The sequence below is a fragment of the Pseudomonas sp. 05N434 genome (genome assembly GCF_056396965.1).
The window spans coordinates 1-10,901 of the sequence record NZ_JBFTMK010000233.1; the positions used below are offsets into that span (position 1 = coordinate 1).

Genomic DNA, 10,901 nt, shown 5'->3' on the forward strand with positions numbered 1-10,901 from the left:
GGGTCACCTCGGTCCAACGCTGCCCATCCTCGGTCCAGACTACGTTCTTCGGTCCGCAGGACCAGAGAACACCATCATTTGCATGGAGATGGCGGCTACTGGGCTTACTGGGCAAATTCATGTCGACTGCAACCAGATTGTCATTGCCGTCGAGGCGCAATAGACCGGAATCACAGGCCAAATAGAGCTCGCCGTTGAACCACTCCATACCCCAGAGGTCTTCGCTGGTTGCGTCCTGTCCAACGGCTTCCCACTGCGAACCATCGCCACGCAGCAAAGTGCCCATCTGCCCGCATACAAACACTAAATCTTCGCGAACGACYTTGACCCGATGCAATACGAGATTGGTTGGACTTTCCCGATTGAACCATTTGCCTTCCAGGCGTTGCCAAATTTCGCCATTGAATCCGACGGCATAGAGATTTTCTTCTCTGATACCGTCGATGGAGTTGAAACCGCATAGTTCAATCTCGCCTCTGGGTAAAACCACTCCCTGGTCCTGACGCGTCCATTTGGCTGGTCCCTCGCGACGGTAAACCTGGCGGCCCATGCCAGTGGCGTAGGGAACACCGTTGATGAGTTGCAGATCCCGAATAGGACCGCGACGAGCAGGGCCATCGAGCGAGTCGTCGATCTCTTCTTCGGTTGAGCCAACCATTGTGCTGACTGACACAATACCGTCTGGACCTGTAGCGAAAACCATGATTTCCGGTACTTCAATTGCGCAGATTCGCGTGGCGTGCCACTCGAGGTTGAAGGAGAACCAGCGGTTCTGGGACCTGTCCCACTTGAGCAGTTTGGAGGCGGTCGAGCCACTTTCCTTCAATACATCGACTTGGGCGATGACTCGACCAACATTGCGGCTCTGCATGAAGCCGGAAAGGAAGGAGTATTCGTTAGACATAGCAAACCTATCGTTCTTGAAATTGAAAATTAAGCGGCAGAGTGGGCGTTGGATGTGATGCCTTTGATGGCCTCGATCGCCTGGTCGACGGCGTTCTGCTGCGTGGCAGTCAGCGTGCCGGAAGAGCGCTTGTCCGAGCCTGGATCGCTGCGCACTGGTGTGTTGTCTTCCATGTCACATTTTTTCTGGTGATAGTCGTCCAGCTGGTTGGCTATGCACTTCGAGTTGCAATGAGGGAATGCCGTACTGTGGGCAAGTGCACCTGCTTCACGGGCATTTTTGTAAGTCCATTTGGCATTAGCGGGTAGTCGCTGGTCGCTGCCTGGTTTGATCTTGTCACCGGAGTCCGGCCAGGATTGCAACACCGGACCGTCGTTGTGGGCCGCCTCCATCTGGCCCTGGACCGCATGGAGGATTCCATGGGTACCGTCGTCGCGCGACTGGGATGCACACACGCACGGCGCGTTGTCTTGCTTGTACTTCTCGAAGCCAGTCAAGGCAGTGCCACGTTCCCCCGTCTTAGAGAAACAATGTACCTCGATCAGGTGGTGACCTGTGATCTCCGGGTGACAGCAAAAACTCTTGTCTTTTTTTTTCGGTTTGAGCACGCATGCCTTGGCTTTCTTGCATTCATCGTCGCAATCCATTCCATCCGGTACTTTGTTGCCTCTCGCGGTCTCCCGCTTGGGACGTATCTTCGCATCCTTGCATTTATCCTCGGCAGCGTTTTGCTCGTCTTTGCAGACCTGGCCTTCGCTGGTGTCGAACGCTATCGCATCCACATGCATCCACGTTGGCGTGTTACCAGGTGATGATGCGTGGTTGTGGGTTGTCAGGTCCATGTGTCGCACTACGTTCTCGCCTTCGAACTTCACATCCATCGACCAGGAGGTGAAGTACACCTTGCCCTTGATCTTACTGGTGATCACGCCCTTCTTCGGCGCGCAACCGGCCTCATCCCCATAGCTGGTCTTGAAGTAACTCTTGTTCTTGAGCATCACTTCCTTACCACTGATCTTCACCGTACGACTGCCCTTGGTCGTGTCCTTGGCCATACCKGTATTCGGATAGGGGATGGGCACTCCGGTTGGCGTGGGGGGCGCCTGAGGCGGGGTGAAGCAGACATCCGGAAAGCAGGCGATCGACTTGCCAGCCGCCGCCTTGCAAGAAACCTCCATATTGTTGGCGTAGACCTCATTCGCCATCACGCAGCCCTCACAGTCTGGTAACTGAGCATCGCGGCGGCGCGTTCGCCGGCGTCGTTGCCCAAGTGGCAGAAGATATTCGGGCCTTCGCCATAGCCGTTGCGGCTGGCGGCCAGGGCCACGGCGAGCATCGCCGGGCCGATGGCGGCGCCGACTTCGCCGATGCAGTCGGCGGGGTGCCAGAGGTGGAAGAACTCCTTGCGCACGCGCAGGGTGCGGCTCAGGGCCAAGGACGCTTCCTTGAAGTAGTACTGCTCGCCGGAGATGTCGGTGAGCCGATAATCCATTTGCTCCAACCCACAGCCGACTTCGCTCAGGGCGGCGCGTACGGCTTGAGTCAGGCCATCGGCGCGCAAGGGAATGTCTTCGGCCTCCACCGTGGCCTTCTCCATACCGAACCCCAGGCCGATGCAGGCCAATTGCGGCTCTTTGCTGGCAACGGGGGCGGCCAGCACCACGGCGGCGGCGCCTTCGCCGGGGATAAATCCGTTGGAGTTCTGGCTGGTGAGCAGGCGTTCGCGTGCTTCGAAAGCGGCCAGGGTCGGTCCGCTGAGGAAGGAGTCGACGCCGGCAATCAGCACGTGGCGATGGCCGCCCTGGTAGATCAGCGTGCGCGCATTCAGCAGGGCCACGGCAGCGCTGACCCGACCACGGGCAATGACGTTGGAACCGGAATGAAAGCGCAGGCCCAGTTCGGCTTCGATGGCGTGCAGCAGCTCCTTATCGAGACCATCGAGGCGGCCGGGGCGCTCGACTTCCGCCACCCCCAGCAGCAGCGGGGTCTTTTCCGGGTCGACGTTGGGGGTGCTTTGCAGCGCCTCGGCGATGGCCCGGGCGGCCATCTTGATCAGCTTGGTGCGGCCGCGCCATGGCTGTTCCAAAGGCACGCTGGCGGCAATCAGCCATTCGCCGCCTTGGTCGATAAAGCGGGTTTCCTGGAAATTGTCGATGGCGCAGCGGATCGCCGCGCAGCTCGCGGGTGCGCTGAGGCCGACAGCACTGACCATGCCGGAGCCGATGATGCAAAGCGTGGTCATCAGTCCGTCTCCTCGGGTGCGTGCTTGTCTTTTACCAAGGAGGAGAGCGACGGGTAGTAATCCTTGCCCAGTTCACGGGCGCGCCACCAGCCCGTGGACATCGTGCCGACCAGCACCTGAGCGATCTCGAACATGTTGCGCCGTAGCGGGCGGGCGACACGCCAGGTCAGTTGCACCTGGAGCGCGTCGGTGTCGATCAGCAGGGTGTCGATCACCGCCTGCACAGTCTCATGACCACCTTTTTTCAGAAAGAAGGTCACCGGCACGTCGATTTCGGGGATGCGAAAGCCCGCGCGCTCCAGGGGTGTGAGGTTGAGCAGCAGCACGTCCTCGCCGCCTCGCAGATAGTGGATCTGCTGATCGTCAGGGGCCGCCTGAAAGTAGCGGCGGTCGAAATCACCCGGCAGAAACGGAAAGCAGTCGGCCAACCAGGCCTCGTCGTAAGTACCGGCGAAGCGGGCGCGTTGCGGCCAGCTACGGCCGATGGGGCCGAGGGCCATCGGGCGGTAGTCGCCAGAGGGACTGTCGATCGCCTTGCCCAATTCCTCGGTGTTCGGCATCGGCATGCCAACGATGTCAGCACTACCCATGCGGCTTGGGAACCAGCCACAACCGGTCGGATTGTCCAGGTAGCAGTGACGCATTTCGGAGTTTTTGGCCATCGGATGACTGCCGCCAAAGGCCTGGGCATAAGAGATGTGCTGCTCGGTGAAGGGCTGCGGTAAGCCGGGAGAAACGCCCAACAGCCCCGGTTGCCACTGCCGGGGGCCGAGGACGGAAAAGGCTTTGCTCATCTGACCGACGCGAATGCCCGCAGCCAGTTGCCTCACGGGCCGCCCGCCTGGGGCATAGGCCTTGCCGCGCACCAGCACATCGCAGAATGGCTTGACCGGGGCGAAGTCCATTTCCTGCAGCGGGGCGCTGAGACCAGGCTCGCCGAGGAAGGTATCGGCCATCAGCAGCGGTTGCTGGCTGTCGGCGAGGGTCGCCGCGCGGCCGTCCAGCGGCAGATTGAAAGTGCCTTTGGCCACCACCACCAGGGATTCGCGGCCATCGGGCTCCGTGCCCTGGGTATAGGCAGCAAGCAGTTTGCTGGCGTTGAGCAGTTCCATGGGCCGAATACCTGTCTAGTTGATCTGCACCGAACCACCCTTGATGCGGTTGACCCCGCTGGAGCGGCTGGACAGGTAGGCGCCCTGGATAATCACTTTGCCCGCTCGGGTCAGGGTGATACTGGCCTTGCCGCAACGCAGCACGATCTCGCGTTCGGCACTCAATTCCAGGCGCTGGTCGTCCAGTTGCACGCAGGCAACCGGTGCGGGCGCCGCGGTCTGGCCAAGCAGGCGGCCGATCACTAGCGGGCGGAAAGGGTCGCCATCTTCGAACATCAGCGCCACCTGGGTGCCGATGTCTGCAGGGGCGAGCAGGGTGGTGCTGCGGGCGGCGATGCTCTGTTCCTCGGGGCAACCGGGGTAGGTCACCAGGGGCGCACTGGCTTGCGGCAGGTCGAGCAGGACGCCGATGACCACGCCATCGATGCGGGCCTGGGTGGGTAGTGGGTATTGAACCGTCATACGCGTGACTCCTAGTTTTGCAGGATCTTGCGTCCCTTGATCACCACGTTCTTGTTGGCCTTGATGTTGATCGCGCCAGAGCCGTCTATGGTGATGTCCTTGCCGCGGATGCTGATGGTGCCGTCCTTCTTCATGACGATGCTGGCTTTGCCGGTGGTGATGGTCACCGAGTCACCGGCATCGATGACAAGGTCCTTGCCCACCGTCAGCGCATCGTTGTTGTCGATATCGGTCGTGCGTCCTGCACCGACCTTGCGCGATTCGTTTGCCTTTACTGTGGTTGAAAGATTGGCACCCACGTCCACCGAGCGGTTGGCGCCCACATTGGTCGACTGGTAGAGGCCCACATTGACGTTTTGGTAGGCCCCGACATTCACCGTTTGAAAGGCACCGATGACAACTTCCTGCGCTGCGCCGATGGCGATCGTCTCGTTGATACCTACCGCATGGGTGCGCTGCAGGGTCACGGTCGCGGTTTCGTTGGCGCCGACGCTGATCGTGCGGTTGCTGCCAATGTTGATGGTCTCGTTGCTGCCGACGCGTTCCGTACGGTTGACGCCAATGGTGATGGTCTCGTTGTTATCGACGGTTTCGGTGCGGTCGTGTTTGACGTGCACGGTTTCGTCGTTGTCGATGCTCTTGCTGCGGTCGTGGCCGACCCAGTGGGTCTCGTCGTTCTCGACCTCAATGTCCTGGTTCTTCTCGGCGTGGATAAACAGTTGCTCCGCGCCTTTCTTGTCTTCCATGCGGATTTCATTGAAGTTGGCCGGTGAGCCGCCCTTGCTTGAACGGCTCTTCACGCCGCTCTGGGTGGCATTGGCCGGCAGCGTGTAGGGCACGGTCTGTTCGGCGTTGTAGACGCGGCCGGTGATGATCGGCCGATCCGGGTCGCCTTCGAGAAAACTGACAATCACTTCCTGACCGATTCGCGGGATCTGCATCGCCCCCCAGTTCTTGCCGGCCCAGGCCTGGGAGACGCGCATCCAGCAGGAGCTGTTCTCGTTGGATTGGTCGTGGCGATCCCAGTAGAAGTGCACTTTGACCCGGCCATACTGGTCGGTCCAAATCTCCTCGCCATTGGGGCCGACCACCACCGCGGTCTGTGGCCCTCGGACAATCGGCATGGGGGTCAGGGGGAGGGGGTGGAAAACCTGGCTGGCATCCATGCAAGCGAGTTCGCCCACGAACTGCTCGGAGAGATCCTGGGTGCCACTTTCATAGGGCTCCTGGTGGATGTGGTAGCGCGCGCTGACCACCAGGTATTCGCGGTTCTGGTCTTCGCGCTCATAGCCGGTCAGCGAGAACAGGTGGCCGGAGCCCAGTCCGCGGGCACGGCCGCGCAGTTGTACGCGCTCGAACTGGCTGTGGATGGCTTCGATGCGGGTACGCGCATAGTGCTCGCCGTCGTTGCTCTGTGCGTATTCACCGGGGTAGTCGTAGAGCGGGTAGTCRCCGTTGCTGTGGCTGCGCGACACACTGGAGCGCACCTCAAGGTTGGCGCGGGGTCGCTGGAAGTCGTAATCGTTGAGCTCCAGCGAACCGGGTTGGACTTCCCGCGTCAGTTGCCAATCGTAGAAATGATCGCGCTCGCGCATTTGCCGATCGGGCGGGTAGAACGGCACTGAGTCGTAATCTGCCACCGTGGAGTGGGCGCCATAGGCGTCGGCCAACACCAGTACATGACGCGCTTGCTCATGGCGGAAGTAGTAATAGATCCCTTCCTGTTCCATCAAGCGGCTGACGAAATCGAAGCTGGTTTCGCGGTACTGCACGCAATATTCCCACTGGCGGTAGCTGCCGCTCAGGCTGTCTTCGAAATCGGAAAAACCGAGGTCGCGGAACACCTGCTTGATGATGTCCGGCACCGTATTGTTCTGGAAAATCCGGCAATCCGAGGTGCGCGTGAGCAGCCAGAACCAGGGCCGCAGGCTGACGTGGTAGCCGGCGAACTGGCCATGGCCGGTCAGTTGTCGACAGCTGCAGGCAATGCCGTGGAAGTAGCGTTTGCCGCCGTCGTGCAGCTCCAGGGTCAGGCCCATCGGCTTGCCCAGCAAATGGTCGAAYGTGATCGCCCGGTCTTCGGAGGTGAGGTTCAATTCATAGTGGAACAACCGCCCCAATTCTTCGTTGCCTTCCATGCTCCGCAGCAGCAGGACATCGCCGCCGAGGGGGCAGTTTACCTGCACCAAACGGTTGTTTTGCGTGATTGCCATGCACGGCTTCCTCTGCCTCGTGTTTGGGCGTCAGTCGGCCGTCTCGAATACATAACGCAACGTACGACTGAATCCGTTTCCAGCGGATTAACCTTTTGCCCAACGCCTCTTTGGCGTTATCTCTAATCCTTACAATTCAAGGAAGTGTTAGCGCTGTTCAATGCTTGTCAAGAAACTCTCCGACCAGTGGGGTGAACACCGAGGCGTTTCAAGATCGGTGATCGGAGGTCATTATTTAGTATCTTTGGTTATAGGCTTTATTCTAAAAAGTGAGTACCCGCGCAATTTATTCAGGCGCGAATTCAGTCGTGCTTATGAAGAGCATCTTTCAAAGTTGCGTAAAGGATGAGTACTGTAAAACTAAAGTTCGCGCACTTTTAACCACCGAAGACCTGATGACAGCAGAACATCGTCGGTGTCGCGCAGGGCGCTCGCGAGGCAGCCAAGGCGATGGGCTGGACGCTGAAGATATTCGATGGCGCTGGATCATCGGCCGGGCGCGCAAAGGCCTTCTCCGATGCGCTGGCAGAGAAACCCGACGGCCTCATTCTGTGCGGTTCCGATGCCCTTGAGAACAATGCGGCGCTGATCCTCTTCGCCAACAGGGATGTGCCGGTGGTTGGCTGGCACGCCGGGGCACGCCCCGGGCCGATTGACGGCACGCCGGTGGCCATGAACGTCACGACCGACCCGCTCGAAGTGGCTCGCCTCACGGCCATGGCGGCAGTGGCACAGTCAAACGGACACGCCGGCGTGGTCATCCTGACCGACTCCAAATACAGCATCGCCATGGCGAAAGCCAAGGCCATGGAAAACGTCATTCGGGCCTGTCGAGAATGTACGTTGCTGGAAGTGCGCGATGTGGCGATCTCCGAAAGTGGCGAGAAGATGCCGGCGCTCACCAAGGAGCTGCTTCAGCGCTATGGCAAGCGCTGGACCCACACGCTGGCCATCAACGATATCTATTTCGACTACTCGATTGCCTCATTGACCAAGGCGTTCCTGACGCTGGCGCTGCTGATCCTGGCGGGTGGTGCCACAGCGGTCTACGCGTTGCGCACGTCAAACAGCGCCACCCGCCAGCTGACGGATGAACGACTGGTGCGCATGCAAAATGGGCAAGACATGGTGCAGCGGACCTTGCTGATCGAACGCCAGACCGATCAGCTTCTGACAACCCGTTCCCCCGACGCCCTGCGTTCAAGCTATGCGGCGACCGTCGAACAGCTTGAAGCCCTTGATCAACTGGTGCAGGAGCTGACTGCCGCGAACAGTGGCGAGGCGATACTCGACATGCATCAGTCGAGTCAGATGTTCCGCAATACCGCCAACATCGTTGCGCAACTGCGAGAAAGCCTGTTGCAGACCGAGGTCACCTTCGAGCAAGCCCTGGAGGATCACGCTGCCCGGTTGACCGCGACCCAGACCCGGGCCAGCCTGGAACTGGCGGTGTTACTTTTCGATCTGCCGCAGGCTAATGACAGCGATGCCGTGCAACGGCTGCGGATCCGATATGAGCGCCTGTCACGCGCCGCAGGCAAATTACCCGACGCTGATGTGGAGACGGCCGATCTCTTCTCCCTGCGCCTGAGACTCATCAATCAGCACAACGTCATCCAGCGCTTCAATGAGGAGTTGAAGAATGAGGCCGGGGTTCTGGTCGCGGTGGCCCGTGCGCAATCCAGTGCTTACACCGAAGACTATCGCGAAGCCGTGCAGCGCCTGGTCGAGGCCTCAAATCGTAGCCAGCAATGGGTGCTGATCATGTTGGGCGCCAGCCTGGTGTTCGCCTGGTTCGTGACCCGGGTCTTCATGGGCCGTCATGTGCTTGTGCGCCTGAATGAAATAAGCCGGCAATTGCGTCAGGAACGCACTGACAAAACGCATTTGATGATGGTGGAACATGGGAAAGACGAGATCGGCAACATGGCTCGCGCGGTGAATCAATTCCTCAAAGACCGTCTTCAGCTGGAAAAAAAGACGGTCCAATTGAGTATCGCCACAGAGCGGCTCGCCCTGCAAAACAACCGATTAGAGCAAGAAGCCATCATCCGTGCCGGACAAGGTCATGTCCTGGAGCTGATCGCCAGGAGCACCGAGCTTGCAGAAGTCCTCGAGAGCCTGGCTCACCTGGTCGAGTCCCAACTGGAGGGGATGATGGTGTCCATCCTGGTGCTGGATGAGGATGGCAAACACCTGCTGCACGGGGCTGCCCCCAGTTTGCCGAAAGCCTATAACCAGCTCATTGACGGGATTGCGATCGGTCCAAACGTAGGCTCTTGCGGCACCGCGGTGTATCGACGAGAACCGGTCATCGTCACGGATATCGAGCTGGACCCGCTGTGGGAGGAGTACCGATCAGCCGCTGCGCCCTATGGATTTCGCGCCTGCTGGTCGACGCCGATTCTGTCCCATGAGCGAAAGGTATTGGGTACGTTTGCCTTGTATTCCAACACCGTCCGCAGCCCTAGCTCGACCGAGACGCGACTGATCGACATGGCGACACCTCTTGCCGGTATTGCGATAGAACGCCAACTGACCGAAAAGCGCATTCGCTATATGGGCGACCATGACGCACTGACCGGGCTGCCGAATCGCACCCTGCTCGAAGACCGTCTCAAGCAGGCAATACTGTATGCCCAGCGCTACAGCCGGCTGGTGACGGTGGTGTTTCTCGATCTGGACAAGTTCAAACTGGTGAATGACAGCCTTGGGCACAGCGCTGGAGACGTACTGCTGAAAACCGTCGCCCAGCGCATGCAGGAGTGTGTGCGCCGCACCGACACCGTCGTGCGACTGGGTGGCGACGAGTTTGTGATCATCCTGTTCGACCAGCCCTCAGACCTCGACGGCGTTACTCCAGCCCTGCACAAGATCCAGGAAGCCATCCTGCGGCCGATTCAGCTCAGCGGGCATACACTCCACGTCACCTRCAGCATGGGGTTGGCCACCTACCCAGCTGACGGCAGCGATACCGACACGTTGCTCAGCAATGCGGACGCCGCCATGTACCGGGCCAAGGAACTGGGTCGCAACAGTTACCAGTTCTATACGAGCGAGATGAATAACAAGGATCAGGGCAAGCTCGCCATGCAAGACGGGCTACGAAACGCACTCAACCATGACGAGTTCCTGCTGCTGTACCAGCCACAGGTGGATTTGCAGACAGGTCAGATTATCGGCGTTGAAGCACTGATCCGCTGGCAGCACCCCGAGCTCGGCATGGTGTCTCCAGTCAAATTCATTCCGCAGGCCGAAGAGACCGGGTTGATCGTGCCCATAGGCGATTGGGTGATTCATACCGCGTGCAGACAGAACAAGGACTGGCAGGATGCGGGCTGGCCGCCGATCACCATGTCGGTGAATATTTCAGCACGCCAGTTCATCGAAAGGGACCTGATCGACCGGGTGAGGCATGCCTTGCAAGAGACCGGACTGGACCCGATGTACCTTGAGCTGGAGCTGACCGAAAGTCTGATCATGCAAGACCTTCAGCAAGCCATCAGCAAAATGAAGGAACTGCAATCAATGGGGATCAGTCTGTCGATCGACGACTTCGGCACCGGCTACTCCAGCCTCGCCGCATTGAAAAGCTTCCCCATCGCAAGGCTCAAGATCGACCAGTCTTTCGTGCACGATCTGCCCGACAACGAGAACGACAAAGCCATCGCTACCGCAGTGATTTCGTTGGGGCACCAACTGAACCTCAAGGTCATAGCCGAAGGTGTCGAAACCGAAGAGCAGCAAACCTTCCTGCGTGAAAACGGCTGCGATGAAATTCAGGGCCACTTTTTCAGCAGAGCGGTCAGCGCAGAGGAAATCAGTCTGTTACTGCGCACGCCCCGATTACCTCAACCGAGCCGCATTACCAGCCCTGACACGGTAAGGCGAAAACGCGATGTAAAACGTCCACGCAGTCCAATGCCCGGGCGTTAATGACTTAGTGAAAACGCTGTTGTGTCAGAAGC

7 protein-coding genes are annotated in these 10,901 nt (G+C 59.3%); 1 reads left to right on the forward strand and 6 read right to left on the reverse strand.

The window, feature by feature from the left end; translation table 11 throughout:
* From AC1DLB_RS16015 to AC1DLB_RS16040, 6 genes are all read right to left on the reverse strand, one after another.
* The coding region (locus AC1DLB_RS16015) for a WD40/YVTN/BNR-like repeat-containing protein (RefSeq protein ID WP_477785267.1) at positions 1 to 904 on the reverse strand (904 nt) is incomplete at its 3' end.
* A gap of 29 nt (positions 905 to 933) precedes the next feature.
* A complete protein-coding gene (locus AC1DLB_RS16020) occupies positions 934 to 2,109 on the reverse strand; it encodes a PAAR-like domain-containing protein (RefSeq protein ID WP_477743978.1) in 1,176 nt (391 codons plus the stop codon).
* On the reverse strand, positions 2,109 to 3,146 hold the full coding sequence (locus tag AC1DLB_RS16025) for a hypothetical protein (protein ID WP_477745538.1): 1,038 nt from the start codon (positions 3,144 to 3,146) through the stop codon (positions 2,109 to 2,111). The genes AC1DLB_RS16020 and AC1DLB_RS16025 overlap by 1 nt, the downstream gene beginning before the upstream one ends.
* Positions 3,146 to 4,258, reverse strand: a complete 1,113-nt coding sequence (locus AC1DLB_RS16030; RefSeq protein WP_477743980.1) for a DUF2169 family type VI secretion system accessory protein — start codon at positions 4,256 to 4,258, stop codon at positions 3,146 to 3,148. The genes AC1DLB_RS16025 and AC1DLB_RS16030 overlap by 1 nt, the downstream gene beginning before the upstream one ends.
* A 15-nt stretch (positions 4,259 to 4,273) precedes the next feature.
* Positions 4,274 to 4,720 (reverse strand): DUF6484 domain-containing protein, encoded by a 447-nt coding sequence (locus AC1DLB_RS16035; protein WP_028940907.1) that lies wholly within the window; start codon positions 4,718 to 4,720, stop codon positions 4,274 to 4,276.
* Positions 4,721 to 4,731: 11 nt separating this feature from the next.
* On the reverse strand, positions 4,732 to 6,933 hold the full coding sequence (locus AC1DLB_RS16040; protein WP_018927758.1) for a type VI secretion system Vgr family protein: 2,202 nt from the start codon (positions 6,931 to 6,933) through the stop codon (positions 4,732 to 4,734).
* Between the two features lie 450 nt (positions 6,934 to 7,383).
* Between AC1DLB_RS16040 and AC1DLB_RS16045 the strand changes: the two genes are divergently transcribed.
* Positions 7,384 to 10,869 carry an EAL domain-containing protein gene (locus AC1DLB_RS16045; RefSeq protein ID WP_477785268.1) on the forward strand — a complete coding sequence of 1,162 codons (3,486 nt, stop codon included), beginning with the start codon at positions 7,384 to 7,386 and terminating at the stop codon, positions 10,867 to 10,869.
* Positions 10,870 to 10,901: the final 32 nt, after the last annotated feature.

Coding starts and splice junctions, on each gene's coding strand:
- AC1DLB_RS16025 (WP_477745538.1), bottom strand. CDS start 3,146: ATGACCACGCTTTGCATCATCGGCTCCGGCATGGTCAGTGCTGTCGGC.
- AC1DLB_RS16030 (WP_477743980.1), bottom strand. CDS start 4,258: ATGGAACTGCTCAACGCCAGCAAACTGCTTGCTGCCTATACCCAGGGC.
- AC1DLB_RS16035 (WP_028940907.1), bottom strand. CDS start 4,720: ATGACGGTTCAATACCCACTACCCACCCAGGCCCGCATCGATGGCGTG.